Consider the following 20,671-nt stretch of genomic DNA (forward strand, 5'->3'; position numbering starts at 1 on the left):
AAGTATAGCCACAAAAAATTACAGCTTTACTAAAAATACCTATTAAAAAATGTCCTAATTATCAATTAGGTGTCTATGATTAAAGTAGAACTATAAACAATAATGGAGAATAACCATGCACCATGACGAACTGATAGACCCTACCGATCTTGGCATTATTGAGAAAGTCGCCTTTGTTGCTTCTGCTTTTCTTATCGCAGGATTATTTATAATGTAACTTTTGTTGCATTCATTTCTCGTATCAGCACAAAAACTGCTACTTAAAATGACAATGACAAAACAGCGCCTTCAATCAACACCGATAAAAAAAGCATGGCTTCTACCATGCTTTTTTATTTAGTTCGCTGCTTAATCCTAAATCAAGCCAGTATCGCGACTAGACTTGCGACTCTATTAAGTTTTCATCCATCACATCAGGACCATTTAAGGCTTTCATTGGTAGGTACACCGAAAATGTTGTCCCAACACCTAGCTTCGATTCCACGATTATCTCTCCACCACTTTGGCTCACAATACCCTGGCTTACCGATAGGCCTAGCCCTGTTCCACTGCGTCGGGTGGTATAGAAAGGGTCAAAAATACGATCAAGGTTCTCTTCCGCAATTCCGCAACCGTGATCCGTAATATGAACCACTGCGCCAATCGCTTGTTGATTATCATCTAACCAATCTTCCGTAGCGACTCGAAGTAAACCTTTGTCATCCATAGCATGAACGCCATTCATCTGTAAATTGACCAAGACTTGCAGCAGTTGATGTCGATTAACCTCGACACTGCAACGTGCATTTAGCTCTTTCTCAATGAAGATGTCCTGTTTTTTCGTCCCTGTTCGCACCAAGGTTAAGCTTTCTTCAACCAATGGATTGAGGTGGTGCCATGTAACTTCATCTTGCACCCCACCTTGGCGACTGTATTGCAGCAAGCTACGGGTGATATTTCGAATTCGATCGATTTGCTCGTGAATAGCTTCGAGTTCTTCTTTAACGCGTTCAGCATCGTCTTCAAGCTCAAATTGTAATAACTCTACATTGCCTAAAATAACAGCAGTCGGGTTATTAATTTCATGCGCAATACCCGCGGTTAATTCACCCAGCGCAGCCAGTTTTTCACTACTGACAAGTCTGCTACGTGCCTGATTAAGCAATTTGATATGTTGCTCTAGCTCTTCTGTTTTTTCATGTAGGCTTTTCGTACGTTTTGCGACTTTGTCTTCAAGTTCAACAGAAGCTTGCTTGATCTCTTCATTACGGTTTTCAAGCTGATCCAGCATAGAATCAAACTGCTTGCCAAGTATTTGCAACTCATGATCTTGACTCAAATCTAAATCACCAATACGGCGCTCTAGACCCAGTTGAACCGCTTTTGCTACTTGGTGAATCTTTTCTATCGGCTGAAACAGATCCTTCGCTCCGCGATACACAACAAACCCTGACAGTAGGAGCACAATGGTAATACCGACCCCTAATTCAACAATATTTGTAAGGTAGACTTTAAGCATTGGCCACTCTAGGTAGCCCGTATAAAGCATGCCAATAATATTATTATTGTGATCGTGCAGTGGCTCATAAGCAGACACATACCAATCGTCATAAACATAAGCACGGTTAAACCAGTTTTGCCCCTGCTCTAATACGGTTTGCTTCACTTCATCAGAGACTCGAGTGCCAATAGCCCGACCATTTAAGCTTTCGCTGTCTAACGGTACATTAGTACTGACACGAATATCATCCAAGAATAAAGTCACAGTCCCGATACTGCCGTCAGGTAGTGTATTAGAGGCATAGACAAGGTCTCGAATGCGATCCACCAGCAAAGTGCTGTTATTGAGTAGCATTCCGCCATCAACAATCCATTGCAACTGACCTTGTGCATTGAATATTGGAAATAAACTGCGGCTGACTAAACCACGCGTTTCAACGCCATTCTCATTCAACAATGGGATATGGGCGTATACAGGTAAATCGCGATTCAATCTTTCCAAAGCCGAGCGGTCGAGTACTTGAAAGAATGTTTGCTCTTCTCCCTTAAGTAGCAAGCCGCGGTTGAATTTTGAAAACTCACCCAATGCAGAAGCGGGATGAAGTACCACAAAATCCAACCCATAAGAGGCGGACTGTTGATTTACCCAATCACTTAAATTGGCTTCATCGGTACGAAGACGATGTTGAAAATCGTATGATGAAGCTAAAGACACCAGCTGCATCCGTTGTTCACGCTGTAACAACTCCATGCTGTGGTGCGCAACCGCCAAGTCCGCCCGCACATTTTTAAGGGCATTTTGCCAGGTATACATCACGGTCCAATACATAGTGAGCGCAATAAGCGCCAACAATGTAATGATTATCGGCACTGACGTTAGTACCAATAACCGATAGCGCACCATAGTGCGGAATCGACGTACCCACATGACAATAAACTGTTTTATATTCATTCGATTATTCCGAGTGGTCGCTCATTAAAGTACGCCTTCATCAGCCCAATCTTTGAATTTTCGCTCTAGCGTTTTACGGGCAACGCCTAGTTGTCTAGCCGCTGCTGATTTATTACCACTATGAGAGTCAACTACCTGTAAAATATGTGCTTTTTCGACATCTTTAAGCGTCCAGTCAGTCGGATAACAAAACTGTTCAACGTCGTTTTCATCATGACAGCGGCATGGTCGGTTTGATCCAACTTCTGCATCTGCACCTACAGCCTGCATTTGATTGGGCTGCACCATTCTAGGCAACGGAATCGCATCGCCTTGTAGTTCGCGCCAATACTCCGCTGGTGGTTTCCCTAGTAAGATACAACGTTCCATCATATTACGGAGTTCACGAATATTACCCGGCCAATCATAGCTTTGCATGGCTTGGATATCTTCATGTGTCCAATTCATGGCTTGCATACCCAGCTCTTTCGCCAACACTTGTGTAAAATGATGTGCAAGCGTTGGGATGTCATCCAACCTATCTCGTAATGCTGGTAGCTCAACGGTCAGTACATTTAGACGATAATATAAATCACGACGAAAACGCCCTTCTTCAACTTCTTGCTTCAAGTTACGGTTGGTTGCCGCCACAATTCGCACATCAATTTGCACTTCACGTTCTGCCCCTACAGGGCGAATGGCTTTCTGTTCTAATGCGCGTAATAACGACGATTGCATTGAAAGTGGCATTTCCCCAATTTCATCGAGGAACAAGGTGCCGTTATTGGCGACGCGGAACAAACCTTCACGACCTTTTTTGGCGCCAGTAAACGCACCTGACACATGTCCGAACAATTCACTTTCAAGTAAGTCAGGCGCTATTGCTCCACAGTTAAGCGGTACAAATGGCCCTGTTCGCTTACTCAATTGATGAAGCGCTCGTGCCACTAACTCTTTACCTGTTCCAGACTCCCCCTCTACCAATACTGCGGCAAGGGAAGGTGCAACTTGCGCTATTACGTTTTTCATTTTCTGTGTCGTTTCTGCATCACCAATAATATCGACAGGGTGAATGCGCTCTACATCGCGCTGCAAGGCAAAGTTCTGGCGTTCGACTAATCGGTGCTCGATGCATCGACTTACAGACTGCATCATTTGTTCAAGATTAAAAGGCTTTAGAATAAAGTCAGATGCGCCCGCCCGAAGGGCTTTAATGGCAGTATCAAGATCAGCGTAACCTGTCATGAAGATAACATCGCTACGGCGCGTAGAAGGGTCAAACGCTTCATGCCATTCAATACCAGAACGACCTGGTAGATTGATATCAACAATCAATAAATCAAAATGGCATCGCTTACGTAATGTTTCTGCTTCTTCTATACTCCCCGCAACGTCAACTTGGGCAAATTTTTTGCTGAGTGCTTTTTTTAAGATGGCGCGCATGCCGGGTTCATCATCAACAACTAACACGGAAACGGCAGTCCAAAGTGACGTGGACGGAAAATCTGACATAATTTCTTTATTCGAGTAATTTTGGGGTGAGACATTTTGTCTCACCAACTCATGCTTTGTCAAAAAACTTTCTGAAACCATTTCACATTCAACATTTTAAATATAATTATCTTGTTTTAAATCATTGGTTTAATTATATTTTGCACATTAGTATAATGCGAGATCGTTAAGTTGGCATTGCTATTGCTTATAGTGCGCCATAGGGCGAGGTTATTTAGATAGCAACGCTAAGCATTCAATCAATGACATACTTGTCAGGAAGACCTATGAAACTATTACAAACAACACTTGTTATTCTTTCTCTTACCACTGCAGCTGCTGTTCATGCTGCCGACGAGATGAAGATCCGTCTTGCTACAACAACCAGTACTTACCACTCTGGCTTGCTTGACTATCTTCTTCCTGAATTCAAGAAAGACACAGGTTACACCGTTGAAGTATTAGCGGCAGGTACAGGTAAATCACTGCGTATGGGCCAAAACGGTGACGTTGATCTTGTGATGACGCATGCGCCAAAAGCTGAAGCTAAGTTTGTTGACGAAGGCTACGGTGTGCTTCCACGTAAATTAATGTATAACGATTTTGTTGTTGTTGGTCCAAATAACGATCCAGCAAAAATCGAAGGCATGAAAGACGTTACCAAAGCTCTGAAAAACATTGTGAGCTACAACGCAACATTTGTTTCTCGTGGTGATGATTCCGGCACGCACAAAAAAGAACTAAACTTGTGGAAACAAACACAAATCGAACCAAACTTTGGTGGCTATAAGTCGGTTGGCCAAGGCATGGGTCCAACGCTAAACATGGCTTCTGAGCTACAAGCGTACACAATGACAGACCGCGGTACTTGGCTGGCTTACCAAAACAAACTTGACCTATCAATTATGGTGCAAGGTGATAAGCGCTTATTCAACCCTTATCAAGTAATTCTGGTTAACCCAAGCCGCTACCCAGACATTAACTACCAAGGTGCGAAAACATTCAGTGATTGGCTTGTGAATCCAAAAGCACAAGCAATGATCAATGGTTATCAACGTCATGGAGAGCAACTATTCGTTGCTGATGCTATCACTAAATAATGAATCTTTGGTTAACAACCCAAGAAGCTGTGCAACTGCTCCTCAGTGGTGATACTGCCCTGTGGAGCATTGTTGGCGTTTCTTTCTCAGTTTCTTTACTGGCAATAGCAACAGTGCTATTGCCATCTTTACTTATTGGCTTTGCTTTGGCGTATGGGAAATTTCCCGGACGTTGGGTCATTTTGTCTCTCGTTAACACTTTCCAATCGATACCAACCGTTGTTATCGGTTTATTGCTGTACATGCTGCTGTCTCGGGCTGGGCCGTTAGGTGACTGGAAGTTATTGTTTACTCAAGAAGCGATGATCTTGGGGCAAATCTTTATTTGTTTTCCCATTTTAGTCTCAATGATGCATGCCGCCTTTCAAAACAGTGACAAACGCGCATGGGAAACTGCCCTTACACTTGGGGCGAGTCTGCCAAAAGCTTTTTTAAGTTTGATGTGGGAAAGTCGCTTCCCACTATTGGCCGCGATAATCGCAGCATTTAGCCGTATAATTACAGAAGTGGGTTGTTCAATGATGGTGGGTGGGAACATTCTTAATGCGACCCGTAATATCCCAACGGCCATTGCACTAGAGAGTTCAAAAGGCGCATTTGCGCAAGGTGTCGCGCTAGGGATTGTGTTACTCCTATTAGCTCTAGGGCTAAACTTCTTTTTATCTGTTGCCCGTGGCAAAGCTCACTTGCGCACAAATTAAGTTGAGGAGCTGGTAATGTCTCAAATTTCAATTCAAGCACACGACCTGTCAATGCGTTACAAAGATCGTCTGCTTTTTCACGTCCCTCAACTTAACATTGGCCCTCAAGAAGCCATTTATTTAAGTGGTGATAACGGCGTGGGTAAAACTACTCTACTAAAGATTTTGTCGGGGCTACAAAAGCCAACCACTGGCCACGTCAATCTACAAAACCAATCTTGGACTTCGCGACTATTTAAAAGTCAGCGCAGCGGCGGTGTGATTTACATGCATCAAACCCCCTACATGTTTGATGGTAGTGTGTTTGATAACGTATGCTACGGTTTAAAATATCGGTTCAGTGATCGTCACTCGCAACGCAGTGAAGTCATCAATGCGTTACGCTTAGTCGGGCTTGAAACATTGGCTAATGAACATATTTCTGTATTATCAGGTGGTGAACGCCAACGCGTTGCCATGGCACGCGCTTGGGTATTAAAACCTAGCGTATTGCTGATGGATGAGTCCAGCGCCAGCCTTGATGCAGAATCCACTGAGCGCCAAGTGTTATTAGCTGAAGATTTATTAGAGCGTGGTGCTAGCCTTGTTATTACAAGCCACCAACAAAACGCACTGACTAAGCTCTGCCGTCGACACTGGACAATCTCACATAATAAATTAGTCGAACGAGCCGATTTACAACTCGTCAATGAGGACAAAAATCACTATGCCTTTGCCTGAAAAGACAAGCTGGGTAATTTTGGCTGGCGGACAAGCCAGCCGTATGGGGGGCAACGATAAAGGATTAGTCTCTCTTAATAACCGCACAATGATAGAGCATGTTATTGACATTCTCGCCGCACAAACACAACACATCACCATCAATGCCAACCGTAATCATGATAAATACCAAGCGTTTGGGACAGTATTTGGTGATCAAATAAAAGACTACCCCGGCCCCTTAGGCGGTATGCATGCCGCTCTGCATACACTCGACAATGAATGGATCGGTTTTGTACCTTGCGATTGCCCGCAACTGCCTTCAGACCTTGTTGAACGTATGTCTCAAGCCTGTGATGCCTCTACCGATATTGCTGTCGCTCATGATGGTGAACATATCCAACCTGTCGTTACCCTACTCCATCGTCGCATTCTCCCTAAGCTGGAAGCCTTTCTGGCCAATGGCGACAGGAAAATCATTTTACTGTACCGCCAATGCAATATGATAACTGTCGATTTTAGCGACCAGCCTAACGCGTTTGTAAATCTTAATACGCCAGAAGAACTCCAACAATTTGGGAAACAACATGAGTCAAATTAGCGCTTCTTTACCTTTACTGGGCTTTGCGGCCTTTAGTGGAACAGGCAAAACGACGTTATTAGAAGCTATGCTGCCAAAACTGGTTGAGCGTGGCATTCGTATTGCCGTGATTAAACATGCTCACCATAACTTCGATATCGATCAAGAAGGTAAAGACAGCTACCGTTTACGCAAAGCTGGTGCTTCTCAGATGTTGATTTCTTCGCGCTACCGCCGAGCCTTAGTCACTGAAACGCCAGAAGAAGAAGCTAACCTTCCTCACCTCATTTCCCAATTAGATCAAACCGCACTGGATTTGATTTTGGTTGAAGGATTTAAAAAACTCGACTTCCCAAAAATTGAATTGCACCGTGAAGAAGTCGGCAAACCTTGGCTACACCCTGACGACAGCAATATTATCGCCGTTGCCGCTAACATCCCTGCAAACACACATCTACCGCAAATGGACATCAACAATCTCGATCAGATCACTGATTTTGTTGTCAATTTTGCTCAAGGCACGTTAGAAAAACCGAGCCTAGATTGCAGTGATGTAAACAATAGCGACATGTTATCGGTTGACGAAGGTCGTGCTAAGATTTTAGATCAAATCGTAACGTTGCCTCGTGAAGTCGCTGTATCGCTTGAAAATGCGCTGGGACAGATTGTCGCACAAGATATTTTATCACCAGTAAATGTTCCACAGCACACGAATTCAGCAATGGATGGCTATGCGATTCGAGGATCTGACTGCGAGCTAGAATCTTTCACTGTTGTCGGTCAAGTGATGGCTGGCCATTGCTATGACAAGCCACTTGAAGCAGGCCAAGCTGTTCGTATTATGACTGGCGCACCCGTGCCCCAAGGTGCTGACACCGTAATTATGCGTGAACAGGCAGAACAAACAGACGACCTTGTGCGCTTTGATACCACTCAATTTGGCATTAAAAAAGGACAAAACGTACGTCAAGCAGGAGAAGACCTCGCATTAGGCCAAGTCGCCATCGCTGCTGGCAGTGTAATTACAGCTCCAGAGGTCGGTATGATTGCCTCTTTGGGCCTTAATAACGTCACCATCACGCAACCACTAAAAGTTGCTATATTCTCAACAGGCGATGAAGTACAGCAACCCGGTGAGACACAAAAAGAAAACTGTATTTACGATTCTAACCGCTTCACCCTGCAAGCAATGCTTTCTAAAATTGGCTGTAAGGTGATTGACTTCGGTATCATTGAAGACAACGAAACATCACTTCAAACCACGCTGAATGCGGCGAGCGAACAAGCTGATATGATTTTATCATCTGGTGGTGTTTCTGTAGGCGATGCGGACTACATCAAAACTGTGCTTGATGCTTTAGGTCAAATAAACTTCTGGCGTATCAACATGCGTCCTGGCCGCCCACTCGCGTTCGGTCAAATTAAAGACACACCATTTTTCGGATTACCGGGTAACCCTGTCGCTGTCATCGTCGCTTTCTTACAGTTTGTAGAGCCAGCACTACGCAAGATGCAAGGTTGTAATTGGCAACCAACTTGCTACACAGCGATTGCCACAGAAAAACTGCGTTCACGCCCTGGCCGTACTGAATATACTCGTGGAATTTACCAACTCGATGCCAATGGACGACTCACGGTACAATCAACAGGACAACAAGGCTCGGGGATTTTACGCTCAATGAGTGAAGCGAATTGTTTGATAGAAATTTTGCCGGAACAGCCAAATGCGGAAGTTGGTGACAAGGTCAGAGTGATCCCATTAACGGGTCGAATTTAATACTGATGAAAGCGGTAATAGAAAATACCAACTAGGGATGAGACGATCTTTTTAGCCTTAACTGGAATAATGTACCTATTACTCTGACTAATATTTTTGCGCTCAACAAGTAACGATAGCTACTTGTTGAGCGCTTTTTTATTTGTAGCTTCCTTGCTACTTTATTTTTCCTTTGGCTTCTACACGTCTAGAAGATGGTTATCTGTTATCTGTCTTATTTTATTTGTTAGAACAGAGCATAACCTAGCCAATTCTATTTAAGTGTCTGTTTTCGGTATGGTGATATAATACATAATTATTCCACTCGTTGCACTTAATAAATCTAACTTAACTTTATAAATTAGTTTAAGTTATTTATCCGCTCTATTTGCCATCAAAATCTGCATTTGCGGACAAAATACAACCAACACCTATTGTAACCCTGTTGCATTTGTGAAACACGTGCCTCATAGGTACCAATGTGACAATAATTATCAATAGCACTCAGAACAAAAACGCTCAATATTAATACAACTATTATCTTTCCCTAAATGAAACTAATGTCTCTAATTAGATAACCTAGCTCTATTCAATATAAAAACTAATACCAAGCCTAATAATCAGTACTTTGAGACAATAAAGACACACATAATATAGGGATAATTAGCTGTTATGTACAATAAAGTGAATAAGCATATGCATATTCATTCAAATTAAAGCCTTGTTTTCTAGACAGCCGTTATGGCAGCAAGTGGCTAGACCATTACTGAGAAAAAACTCATGTACAATAGGCGACAGTTAGATGAACGAAGGTATTCATAAGTTAAACATGTTTTTAAATTCGTACTTTTCAGAGCAAAATGGTGAGTTTTCTTTCTCACGCCAACAAGCAAGTCACTTCGCTAAACGTGTAGCCGGTGATTTCAACCCAATTCATGATGAAGATAATAAGCGCTTTTGTGTGCCTGGTGATCTTCTCTTCTCTGTGGTACTTGCTAAAGCAGGACTTAGCCAAAAAATGCGTTTTGAGTTTGCGGGCATGATTAATGACGGCATTGCGCTAAACATTGATTCAAAATCTGATGCTGACCAATCGATGGTTGATAACAACGGAAAAGAATACCTTCACATTACACGCGGCGGTGATACAACACACAGCCAAGCGTTGATTGAGCAAGTGACAAAAAGCTATGTTCAGTTCTCTGGTATGAACTTCCCGCACATCATGGTTCCTTTAATGGAATCAAAGCAAATAATGATTAACCCAGCACGTCCGTTAGTGATCTATGAAAGCATGGAACTCGACTTTACTCGCTTAGATCTAACCTGCCCTACCGTCGAATTGACTGAATCTGAAATTGATGTCGAAGGAAAACGTGGTAGCGTTACTTTAAACTTCTGTTTCAAAGAAAATGGTGAAGTGGTTGGTACGGGTCGTAAACGCATGGTAATGAGTGGCTTGAAGCCTTATTGCCAAGATGACATCGATGATCTTGTTAATCGCTTTAATGGCCGTAAAGATCATTTCAATGCCATTGCAGCTTAACTATTTGAATCTCTGATCATTCAACAGATACCCAAATTAATGATAGAAAGCCTGATCGTTAGTGATAACCATCAGGCTTTTTGGTCTAATTCGCTGTAAAACCTTAGCTAAAGTAAAGTCTAGCTCTTAAACCTGGGGTATTATCTCGGAATATAACCTCTCCGCCATGTCGCTTCATTACGGCATCAACCAAGCTTAATCCAAGCCCATAGCCTGCTTGTGTTCGGCTTTTGTCACCTCTATACATAGGTTCACAAACGCGTGACTTATCCAAATCAGAAATACCTTCACCATTATCAATCACCACCACTCCAAATGGGTCGGTAACAACGGTTATTATTCCCTTTTCAGGCGTGTATTTAATGGCGTTTTCAATCAAATTAATTGTGGCACGAAACAGTAAATTTGGCTCACCATCAAGCTGATAAGGCGTATCTTGGCGAATAGTGAGTTGTTGTAGTTTTTCTTCGGCTAACGGTCGTAGAAAATCAACGGCGTCTTGTGCAACTGCGGCTAAATCAACAGGCTGCTTGCTGACAAGTTGCTTACCGCTATTGAGATTAGCAATTTCTAACATGCCATTAAACATCCCCAGTAATAGCTCAAGATCATCGTGACAAGCTTCTAACTCTTTTTTTATCTGAGGGTTATTGGCATCATCTAACAAACTTTCTATTCGTAATTTCATTCGTGACATAGGTGTACGTAGATCATGGGCAATGCCAACAGTCAGCGCCTTTAGAGAGCTTTCCTTTTTCTCTATTTGTTCAATCATAAAATTGAGATGGATAGATAACAGATCAAACTCATCATCATTTCGACTAACAGCCAACTTGACACTTTTCTCTCCACATAACACACGGTTCATGGCGAAGTTTACTCGCTGTAATTTTTGAATAATATTAACTGCGAACCATACTGCGCCAGCAATCATCACAATAACAGGCAGTGCGACGCCCGATATCATCATTGGCGCCAGATCATCACGATACTGTTGTAGCAAGTCTTGGTTTATTTCAATGCGTAAAACAGTATGATCATCTAACAATAAGCTACTACCTGATTTCAGTTCAGAAAGCTCAAAATATGGTTGATTCCCAGTTAGTGCCGCAGGGTAACTCAAACTAACCGTTTGGGTGCTAACAGGTTGAATATGGTAGGTGAATGGACTAGATATACTTTGCTTTTCAGCAATAAGCGTACGGGTGGCGTCAATCTTACCCTGTGTCGCTAACGCAGCAAAAACCTCAGTCTCTTGTGATAGTTCACGATCAAGTTGTTTACGGTGAAAGGCGTCTGAACTTAAGTAAACTTGATGAACAAATACTGTGTAAATCACACCAATGCACGCTAAAAAATACAGTAATAGTTTGAATGTTGAGGAACGAGACAGTAGCTCACGGTTGTCGAAGAACATATCCTGCTCCTCGGATGGTATGGATTAAACTCTCACTATTTTCAACTTCTAATTTTTTATGCAAATTAGCAATGTGAACATCTATCACATTGGTCTTTGGATCGAAATGATAGCTCCATACCGCCTCAAAAAGATGCATTCGTGAAACTACTTGCTCTGCATGCTCCAGTAAATATTGTAATAAAAGGAATTCTTTTTGCTGCAGAGGTATTAAAAAGCCGCTTCGCCATACGCGGTGCGATCTAAGATCCAGTTTTAAATCAGCATACTCATATTTAGTCACCTCCCTTTTGTCAGAAGATGCCCGCCTGATAAGTAACTGCACGCGCACTAATAACTCAGCCAATGCAAACGGTTTTATTAAATAGTCATCACTTCCTGCATTTAAGCCCGCGACACGATCTTCAATCGAATCCATCGCACTCAAAATAAGTACTGGTGTATTATTTTCAGTTGCGCGTAACGCAGCAAGTACTTTCATTCCATCCATTAGCGGTAACATGCGATCTAGGATAATAAGTTGATAGTCACAACTGGTTGCCATCACTAAACCTTGATGACCATCACTGGCTTCATCGACGACAAACTGCTGCTCACGTAACCCTTTGGCCACAAACTCTCTTGTTGTAGAGTCGTCTTCAATAATCAGTATTTTCATACCTATAACCCTATATGCCCTTTAAATTCCATTTCCCAAAAAAGAACATAGCTCAACTACACTACACACGTCTGTAACGAGCAAATTCACCAGTAAAGGGAGTAAAACTTATTGCTTTAACACAAAGTGCCATAATACAAAAAAGCGGCTTACTGAACAGCAAACCGCAAGTGGTTTAGGGGGATAAACCACTTATTTTTTATTCGCTTACAATTGTTTCATTTCTGTCGCTATCATTTCAGCTTGTGGCCCAAGAACCACTTGCACGTTCTTCTCACCCACATTTACGATACCTTTCGCGCCTAGGGCCTTCACTTTGGCATCATTCACTTTACTTCGATCGAGCACCGTTAAGCGCAAGCGTGTAATACATGCGTCAATATCGGTCAGGTTTGCTTTACCACCAAGAGCGACTAAATAAGCTTGAGCTAGCTCACTAGGCTGTACATTAGATTCCAATGCACCTTCGTTATCGGTTTCATCTTCTCGACCTGGCGTTTTCAGATCAAACTTTTTAATCGCAAACGTGAATGTCACGAAATACAGCACCGAAAAAGCTAACCCGACTGGTATTAATTTCCACGCGTTGAGTGCAGCTGGTGCATTAAAGTTCAAAATATAATCAATCAAACCCGCTGAAAAACTAAAGACTAAATGCACGTCCAATAGGTAAGCAATAACCAAGCTTATTCCCATAAAGATGGCATGCACCACATACAAGGCTGGTGCCAAGAACATAAATAGAAATTCAAGTGGCTCGGTGATCCCGGTTAAAAACGCAGTAAATGCAACACTGGCTAGCATGCCTGCAACACGGGCTTTATTTTCAGGCTTAGCACAGTAGTAAAATGCAGCAGCAGCAGCGGGTAAACCAAACATCATAATTGGGAAGAAGCCTGCTAGCATTAATCCAGCCTGTGGGTCTTCTGCCCAAAAACGCGATATTTCACCTGTTACACCGTTATATTCGCCAAACACAAACCACACCATAGTATTTAATATATGATGCAAACCAAAAGGGATCAGTAATCGGTTAGCAAAGCCATAGGTGAACGTACCTGCGACACCACTCCCGAGCATCCACTCTCCCAATATATTAATTGCGCTCTGAATAGGAGGCCAAATAAGGCTAAATGAAATCGCTAAACCTAAGGAAACAAGACCTGTAATGATGGGAACAAAACGTTTACCAGCGAAGAAGCCTAAAAAGTCTGGTAATTTGATCATGTAAAAACGGTTATACAAATGCCCCGCCGTAATACCTACGATGATCCCACCAGCGACGCTAGGATCAATATCTGCATTCATCGAACCCAATGCAGCCAGCATCACTAGATGCCCAACAACAGCGGCAATAGCCGCAGCTGCCGAGCCATCTTTTGATAAACCGGCCGCAACACCCATAGCAAAAAGTAAGGCAATATTATCGAAAATAGCTTGGCCACCTTGAGCCATGAATGCCACATCAAGTAAATCGGGTTGACCAAATCGCAATAGCAAGCCTGCGACAGGTAGGACTGCGATAGGCAACATCAATGCCTTACCGAGTTTTTGAAAGTAGCCAAGTATATTCATATTCCACTCCATAAAATAACGCTATCTATTGCGATATACTTTACTTAAGTGGCGTTAAAGCGAACCTTTTCAGAAGATTAAGAATACTTAACGTTTAGTTTAGCTATAGAAACAACACCCCCACTATCAGCCTAGTGGAGGGTATTATTTTCATCTGTTATCTATTTTTAGCGCTATTATTTAATCGTGGGAGTTGAAGATATAGTCGCACTCAAAGCTATCGAGTTAAACGTTGGCAAATTTGTTCGCATAAATAATGTGAATGAAGATTACGCGCTGTCAATTGACTATCTTGTTTACCGCTTTCTACAACAGAGGCCCAATGTTCGTGCATTGCATGAAAGCCTTTCGTGGCAAGCATAGGCGTCCAGTCAGGACTCTGCACTCTAGATTCAACGCCTCCCTCCCACTGTTTACCCGTAACGAATGAATCAAACTGGAACGTTTGGTTACGATAATTGGCAGTAACAATTTCTTGGGTACAACCGTGAAGGCGGTGCATAGAGGCATGATACATCGTTTGTTTGTTCTGCCATTGCACATCTAATCTCGCCAATTGGTCACCATCAAATTGACGTATAATATGCAAATCTTCGGCTTTTACCATCGCGTTGATATTCACGCTGTCTAGCGGGTGGATGTAGTCATCAAAGACAAAGGTGCGAACATCACCGGTAAGATTGTGGCGATGTTTTTCCCACCGCAACGATAATAAGGGTTGCTCTGTTTCGTTGCCAATCTGGTAATTCGGCATACTTTTATTAAACAGTGGAATGTAACGGCGATTAAACCCCATAAATAAAGGCAAAGATTTTATTTCTGCTAATTCATGTAAAGCTTCACAATCGGCATAATTGTCTGACAGTGGCTTATCAACAAAAACAGGTAGGCCTTGCGATAAAAAGAAATGTGCTATCTCAAAGTGAGAAAACGTTGCACTGTGGATCATCACTGCATCAATGCCAAAAGTGAGTAGCTGGCGGTAATCAGTACATATTTCACTCACACGGTACTTTGCTGCTAGTTGCGCAACTCTTTCTGCATTACGCGTACAAAATACTAATTCAATATCAGAAAGTTGTGTTAATACGGGTAAATGTGCTTTTTCTGCAATATCACCTAACCCTATGACTCCGATCTTCATCTACTTTCCTTTCAAATGCACATTGATTATAGGTACAAATGATAACATCGTTCTCACGATGCAACAGAAAATGGCGCAATATAAGCTCACAAATTAAATGACGTATTTTTTACACTGACTAACTTCACTTTTGCTATAGTTGCTCTCTTTTTTGTACAACACAAGCAAACATCATGTTACGCACCCAACTACAACGTAAAATACCTGGCTACAAGGTGCTTGGTTTATTCACTTTGATACTGCTAGCACTATTAGCATTATTTCCCTCGCCTTCTTTAGTTGCTCCAGCAAATGACAGTACAGGTTTTATTTTTACTCTGCTTTCAAGTTCGGCAGGTAATCCATGGTTTATTATCACAGTCGCCATGTTATGCCTTCTGCCATTAGCTTATAAAAAAGATAAAAAAACCTGCCTAACCTTATGGTGTCAATTTGCCTTAATTTTAGTGTTAAGCTTTGCGGCCAAATCCATCATGAAGCACATTACAGAAGTGCCTCGTCCTTATACGCATGAACTTGCCGCGCTTAAGTTGGTTGACTCAGCCCCTGCGTTTTATCAATTATCAGCAGATCAAAAAGAGCTTGTTATAGAGCAGGCAAAAGAAAATGTCAGTGAATGGCGCATCCGCCACTGGGAAGGCGAAACCAACTACTCACTCCCTTCTGGTCACACTATTTTTGTTGCTGTATGCATTGTATTCTGGGGAGGTTTTTTACTTCGCAATAGGGGCTACTTACCCATTACTTTGCTATTTACTTGGGGGTTAGGTGTCGCTATGAGTCGAATCTGGCTTGGTATGCACTGGCCTACAGACCTAATTGCCTCGACTTTCTGCGCAGGGTTACTCTACCTTTTTATACCCGAACCGATAAAAAATGGCTCGCAAGGGTAAGACGGAATACAAAAATGCCAACCGAATCGGTTGGCATTTTTATTATTTACGCCGTTGCAATTAAAACGAAATGGCAATGCTGTACACAGCAAATCAGCATGGTTTTAGTCGTAAAGCGACGCTTCACCTTCTGGGCGTGTTTTAAAACGGCGGTGAAGCCACATGTATTGTTCAGGTGCTTCCAAGATAATACGCTCTACCGCTTTATTCATATAAACGGCCGCAGCTTCAGGATCACCGTGTGGAAATTCCGTCAATGGCTCCATAATTTTAGCAATATACTGCCCTGAGTCGGTATCACGTATCATCGCAAACGGCACCACAGCACAATCAGACGCATCCACTAATAAACTGGTACCCGTTGTTGTGCATGCTTTTTCTACCGCAAAGAAGGGAGCAAAAGCAGAACGGCGTAAACCATAATCATGATCAGGTGCATACCAAACACGAGCTGTACCACGTAGCTCTCTCAGCATTCCTTTTACATCTTTACGATCAATTAACGAACGATTTGAACGAGAACGGCCTTGGTACTGAAAATAATCAAAACAAGGGCTATTATTAGGACGATAAACACCACTGCCTGACATTTTCATCCCCATAGCACGCGCTCCGAGCTCAAGGTTCATTGAATGTACAGCAACAACCAGTACGCCTTTGCCCTGCTTTTCTAGCTCTTCTAGAATCTCAAGCCCTTCATAAGTCACATGCCGTTCAACCCGAATATCTGGCCAAAACCAAGCCATGCCTGTTTCAAATAAAGCCAAACCCGTGTTATCAATATTTTTCTTTACCATCGCATCTCTTTCTTCGTCATCCATATCAGGAAAACAAAGTTCAAGATTGCGCTTGATGGTTTTAGCGCGTTTCTTTACAAATTTCAGAGCTAAACGTCCGATCCCTTGCCCCATGCGAAACTGAATGAAATAAGGTAACCAACTAATCAGGTACATCACACCGATCAAAAATAGCGTCGGCCAATAACGCGGATGCAGCAACGCTTTTGTAAAGCTTGGCGGGGTAAACTTGCTCATATTGTATAAACAGTCCCTTAATTTCGTGATCGCAAGATGAGATCGTTCAGGTAATAGATCTGATATTTTATGGTTTGACGCTAGCTATAGCAAGAAAGCATCCCATAGACGTCGTTTAGCGGTGGCGTTTTAACCGCTTGATCTCACTAAATGAAATACGCAGACAAAGAAAAGCCACCATTACGGTGGCTGGAGGTATTACAATTTCGATACTACCGCACTAGCGCTTATCCCCCTAAGCCCGTGCTACCTCAATCGCCTACCTCTAAATAAGGAAAATTTGAACAAGAAAACTGTTTGTGGATAGAACTTTCAACTACAAAGGTTAATGCATAACTGTTGCCAACTTTTATAGTGCTTTATATTCAGCTAGTTAGTAAAAGACAAACGTTCCATAGCATCCAGAGTGTAAAAAAAGCTGACAATAGATCCAGCTAAATCAATTGATGTATATTTTATGATAAGCTCGAAAAATCAAGGACTAATCAAATGGACATTTCGCTGACATGAGTATTAGCAAAACAAAATCAAGTTTTTACCGCCGTCTTTACGTTGCCCATCTCATTGATACAGGCGTTTCAAGCGTGCCAGCTATTATTGAATTTAGTGGTATGCCTCGTCGTACCGCACAAGACACTATCAAAAACCTTGCCGAGCTCGACATTATTTGTGAGTTTGAGCAAACTCAAGGTGAGCGTAATCATAGCGGCCATTATGTCATTAGAGACTGGGGGGCAATTAATCAAACTTGGCTAAAACAACATATCGCAGAGATCAGAGGCTTGTTGGATTATCCATAATCGAAAATATGTCACACCGAATGCCATTCACGCTGCAACATGAATGCTAATACCGTAATAAATAGGAAAAAATGTCCTATCATAATCTTCAGAGCACGATGACAACACAATATCAGCGTATGGATTGGTTGTAAAATACACTAAGACCCCGATTCTTCTTGCAATTCAGGTAAAAAATGCTGTCAGCCTAGGTGTAATGCGGCTTTGTTATGGTAGTATTCTGGCTAAATTGTTCATAGTGAATCGATTTTTCACTGCAAAGAGTAGACGAATATGGCTTTTGATTTTTCTAAAATGACTGTTGACCTATCGGCAATGCCGACAACTCTCGATATGGGACACGCTTGGTTAGGTGGTTTAGTGTTAGTAATGCTAGTGCTTTACATCGCTAAAAAAGGCAAACCTGTTGAAGTTGAAAAAATTGTTGAGAAACAAGTCGAAGTAGAAAAAATCGTCGAGGTTGAAAAACCTGTCGAAAAAATCGTTGAAGTAGAGAAGATTGTTGAAATCCCTGTCGAGAAAATCGTCGAAGTGGAAAAAATCGTCGAAAAGATTGTTGAAGTTGAACCTAAGCTGAAAACATCAACACCCGACGCTGCCCTTCAACTGCTATCTTTGCTACAACAGGAAGCGCGTTTTATCGATTTTATGCAAGAAGACCTAAAAGGTTTTGCTGACGCTGATATCGGTGCCGCAGCTCGTGTTATTCACGAAGGCGGTCAGAAAGTGCTAAACGAATACTTTAGTTTTGCGCCTGTGCGTTCTGAAGAAGAAGAAACTCGCGTAACACTACCAGCAGGCTTTAATGCCTCTGAAGTTCGCCTAACGGGCAATGTCGTTGGCGAAGCACCATTTACTGGAACACTGATCCATCGTGGTTGGAAAGTAACTGATATCAATCTGCCAAAAATGGCAGAAGGTCATGATGCTCAGATTATTGCCGCCGCTGAGGTAGAACTGTAATGCAAGAAACACAAGAACACCGTTATAGCGTTGGTATCGACTTAGGTACAACTCACTGCGTATTGTCGTATGTTGACCTTCAAGATGAAGATGCCAGCGTTAAAGTAATGCCTATCGCCCAGCTAACGACGCCGGGTCACGTTGAAGAAAAAGATCAACTGCCATCATTCATGTATCAAGCACATGAATCCGAGCTAGCACAGGGCGACACAGCGTTGCCTTGGAACACGCAGCCAAAGGCAATTGTTGGTGCAATGGCACGTAACTTAGGCAGTAAAACACCAATTCGTCTTATCGCGAGTGCTAAAAGTTGGTTATGTCATGGTGGTGTGAACCGCCGCGACGCATTTCTTCCGCTAAATAGCCCAGAAGAAGTGATCAAGGCTTCACCACTCGAAGCGACGCGTTGTTATTTAGAACACCTCGTTGATGCTTGGAACCATAATCATCCTGAAACACCATTATGCGATCAAGATGTTACGGTTACCGTTCCTGCCTCTTTTGACCCAGCAGCTCGCGAGTTAACGGCTGAAGCAGCCCGTCATGTTGGCTTTAAGCACCTTACCCTGCTTGAAGAACCACAAGCTGCGGTTTACAGCTGGATCAAAAACAATGAAGATTCTTGGCGTGACCAAGTCTCTGTTGGCGACATCGTACTTGTTGTTGATATCGGTGGTGGTACTACCGACCTTTCTTTAGTCGCTGTGACTGAAGAAGAAGGTAACTTAACCCTTAATCGTGTTGCTGTTGGCGATCACATCCTTTTGGGTGGCGACAACATGGATTTAGCCCTTGCCTACCGCTTAAAAATGAAGCTGGCGCAAGAAGGTAAACAACTACAACCTTGGCAGATCCAAGCTATCACGCATGCATGTCGCGATGCGAAAGAAGCACTGCTAAGTGATGCTGAATTACAAGCGGTTCCAATCGTTGTACCTAGCCGTGGTTCAAAACTACTGGGTGGCACGCTTCAAACCGAACTAACCCAAGAAGAAGTTCAACAAACACTGGTTGAGGGTTTCTTCCCTCGCACTGGCATTGAAGAGCATCCGGTACAAACGGCACGTGGCGCATTAACGCAAATGGGTCTGCCATATGCACAAGATGCAGCGGTAAGCCGTCATGTTGCTAGCTTCTTAAGCCGTCAAGCTTCTGCTGTAGACGAGCTGTTTGAGAAGTTTGAACAAATTCATGAAGATTTCATCCGCCCTACCGCTATTTTGTTTAACGGTGGTGTACTGAAGTCTGAGCTTATCTCTGATCGCTTACTGGCTATTATCAATAGCTGGTTAACAACAGCAGGTTCAGAAGAAGCTAAATTACTTGAAGGTTTAGATCTCGATCTTGCTGTTGCAAGTGGTGCGTCTTACTACGGTTCTGTACGCAAAGGTAAAGGCGTTCGTATCCGTGGTGGTATCGCAAGCAGCTACTATGTCGGTATCGAAAGCGCGATGCCAGCCATCCCAGGTATGGAGCCACCATTAGAAGCATTGTGTGTGGCACCGTTTGGGATGGAAGAAGGCACTCATGCTGATGTTCCTAGCCAAGAGTTTGGTCTAGTGATTGGCCAACCGGTGCAGTTCCAATTCTTTGGTTCTACAGTTCGCCGCGACGACGCTGCAGGTACGCATCTTGATTGGTGGCAACCAGAAGAAATGGAAGAGCTACCTACTATTCAGGTAACCCTACCTGTTTCTGAAGGCCGCACAGCAGGTGAAGTTGTCCCTGTTCGTCTTGCATCTCGCGTGACGGAATTAGGTACTCTTTGCTTAGAAGCTATTCCTAGCGATGGCGGCCAGAAGTGGCAAGTTGAATTCGATGTTCGTGAAAAATAATCATCGATAATATTAAAACGGCGCATCCTCGATGCGCCGTTTGTTTTAGTATCGGACATTACCTTATTT

17 protein-coding genes are annotated in these 20,671 nt (G+C 42.8%); 10 read left to right on the plus strand and 7 right to left on the minus strand.

The window, feature by feature from the left end; translation table 11 throughout:
• Positions 1-376 precede the first annotated feature (376 nt).
• Both OCU87_RS09690 and OCU87_RS09695 read right to left on the minus strand, forming a co-directional pair.
• On the minus strand, positions 377-2,431 hold the full coding sequence (locus OCU87_RS09690; protein WP_261857004.1) for a sensor histidine kinase: 2,055 nt from the start codon (positions 2,429-2,431) through the stop codon (positions 377-379).
• A 24-nt stretch (positions 2,432-2,455) separates the two neighbouring features.
• Positions 2,456-3,922: a sigma-54-dependent transcriptional regulator gene (locus tag OCU87_RS09695; RefSeq protein ID WP_261857005.1), complete on the minus strand. Its 1,467-nt coding sequence runs from the start codon at positions 3,920-3,922 to the stop codon at positions 2,456-2,458.
• A gap of 266 nt (positions 3,923-4,188) precedes the next feature.
• Between OCU87_RS09695 and OCU87_RS09700 the strand changes: the two genes are divergently transcribed.
• The 6 genes from OCU87_RS09700 to OCU87_RS09725 all read left to right on the plus strand — a co-directional run bounded on the left by OCU87_RS09700 (position 4,189) and on the right by OCU87_RS09725 (position 10,283).
• Entirely contained in the window at positions 4,189-5,001 is an 813-nt protein-coding gene (locus OCU87_RS09700; protein WP_189337946.1) for a substrate-binding domain-containing protein, read from the plus strand.
• Entirely contained in the window at positions 5,001-5,702 is a 702-nt protein-coding gene (locus OCU87_RS09705; RefSeq protein ID WP_062690585.1) for an ABC transporter permease, read from the plus strand. Before OCU87_RS09700 ends, OCU87_RS09705 begins: the two co-directional genes overlap by 1 nt.
• 15 nt (positions 5,703-5,717) lie before the next feature.
• Positions 5,718-6,422, plus strand: coding sequence for an ABC transporter ATP-binding protein (locus OCU87_RS09710; RefSeq protein WP_062690584.1), 705 nt, complete (start codon positions 5,718-5,720; stop codon positions 6,420-6,422).
• Positions 6,409-7,002 (plus strand): molybdenum cofactor guanylyltransferase MobA, encoded by a 594-nt coding sequence (mobA, locus tag OCU87_RS09715; RefSeq protein ID WP_062690583.1) that lies wholly within the window; start codon positions 6,409-6,411, stop codon positions 7,000-7,002. Before OCU87_RS09710 ends, mobA begins: the two co-directional genes overlap by 14 nt.
• Positions 6,989-8,758, plus strand: coding sequence for a bifunctional molybdopterin-guanine dinucleotide biosynthesis adaptor protein MobB/molybdopterin molybdotransferase MoeA (locus OCU87_RS09720; protein WP_261857006.1), 1,770 nt, complete (start codon positions 6,989-6,991; stop codon positions 8,756-8,758). The genes mobA and OCU87_RS09720 overlap by 14 nt, the downstream gene beginning before the upstream one ends.
• An 808-nt stretch (positions 8,759-9,566) precedes the next feature.
• Positions 9,567-10,283 (plus strand): DUF3581 domain-containing protein, encoded by a 717-nt coding sequence (locus OCU87_RS09725; protein WP_261858366.1) that lies wholly within the window; start codon positions 9,567-9,569, stop codon positions 10,281-10,283.
• Between the two features lie 103 nt (positions 10,284-10,386).
• On the opposite strand, the gene OCU87_RS09730 is transcribed toward OCU87_RS09725, so the two are convergent.
• The 4 genes from OCU87_RS09730 to OCU87_RS09745 all read right to left on the minus strand — a co-directional run bounded on the left by OCU87_RS09730 (position 10,387) and on the right by OCU87_RS09745 (position 15,077).
• Positions 10,387-11,700: a sensor histidine kinase gene (locus OCU87_RS09730; protein WP_261857007.1), complete on the minus strand. Its 1,314-nt coding sequence runs from the start codon at positions 11,698-11,700 to the stop codon at positions 10,387-10,389.
• Positions 11,681-12,358, minus strand: coding sequence for a response regulator (locus OCU87_RS09735; RefSeq protein WP_261857008.1), 678 nt, complete (start codon positions 12,356-12,358; stop codon positions 11,681-11,683). The genes OCU87_RS09730 and OCU87_RS09735 overlap by 20 nt, the downstream gene beginning before the upstream one ends.
• Before the next feature lie 207 nt (positions 12,359-12,565).
• Positions 12,566-13,933: an N-acetylglucosamine-specific PTS transporter subunit IIBC gene (gene nagE / locus OCU87_RS09740; RefSeq protein ID WP_062690579.1), complete on the minus strand. Its 1,368-nt coding sequence runs from the start codon at positions 13,931-13,933 to the stop codon at positions 12,566-12,568.
• 217 nt (positions 13,934-14,150) lie between these two features.
• On the minus strand, positions 14,151-15,077 hold the full coding sequence (locus OCU87_RS09745; RefSeq protein ID WP_261857009.1) for a Gfo/Idh/MocA family protein: 927 nt from the start codon (positions 15,075-15,077) through the stop codon (positions 14,151-14,153).
• Positions 15,078-15,250: 173 nt separating this feature from the next.
• Here OCU87_RS09745 and OCU87_RS09750 point away from each other — a divergent pair, with 173 nt between their 5' ends.
• On the plus strand, positions 15,251-15,970 hold the full coding sequence (locus OCU87_RS09750) for a phosphatase PAP2 family protein (protein WP_062690577.1): 720 nt from the start codon (positions 15,251-15,253) through the stop codon (positions 15,968-15,970).
• 104 nt (positions 15,971-16,074) lie between these two features.
• Here OCU87_RS09750 and lpxL read toward each other — a convergent pair whose 3' ends face one another.
• The gene (gene lpxL, locus OCU87_RS09755) at positions 16,075-17,004 is read right to left on the minus strand and encodes an LpxL/LpxP family Kdo(2)-lipid IV(A) lauroyl/palmitoleoyl acyltransferase (RefSeq protein WP_261857010.1); all 930 of its coding nucleotides are present in this window, start codon (positions 17,002-17,004) and stop codon (positions 16,075-16,077) included.
• A gap of 506 nt (positions 17,005-17,510) precedes the next feature.
• Here lpxL and OCU87_RS09760 point away from each other — a divergent pair.
• From OCU87_RS09760 to OCU87_RS09770, 3 genes are all read left to right on the plus strand, one after another.
• Positions 17,511-17,804, plus strand: a complete 294-nt coding sequence (locus tag OCU87_RS09760) for a winged helix-turn-helix domain-containing protein (RefSeq protein WP_094956900.1) — start codon at positions 17,511-17,513, stop codon at positions 17,802-17,804.
• Positions 17,805-18,098: 294 nt separating this feature from the next.
• Positions 18,099-18,767, plus strand: coding sequence for a DUF2760 domain-containing protein (locus tag OCU87_RS09765; protein WP_189337853.1), 669 nt, complete (start codon positions 18,099-18,101; stop codon positions 18,765-18,767).
• Complete coding sequence (locus tag OCU87_RS09770) at positions 18,767-20,602, plus strand: Hsp70 family protein (protein ID WP_062690575.1); 1,836 nt, start codon at positions 18,767-18,769, stop codon at positions 20,600-20,602. The genes OCU87_RS09765 and OCU87_RS09770 overlap by 1 nt, the downstream gene beginning before the upstream one ends.
• The last annotated feature ends 69 nt before the right edge of the window (positions 20,603-20,671 follow it).

The organism is Photobacterium sanguinicancri (genome assembly GCF_024346675.1).
GTDB lineage: Bacteria > Pseudomonadota > Gammaproteobacteria > Enterobacterales > Vibrionaceae > Photobacterium > Photobacterium sanguinicancri.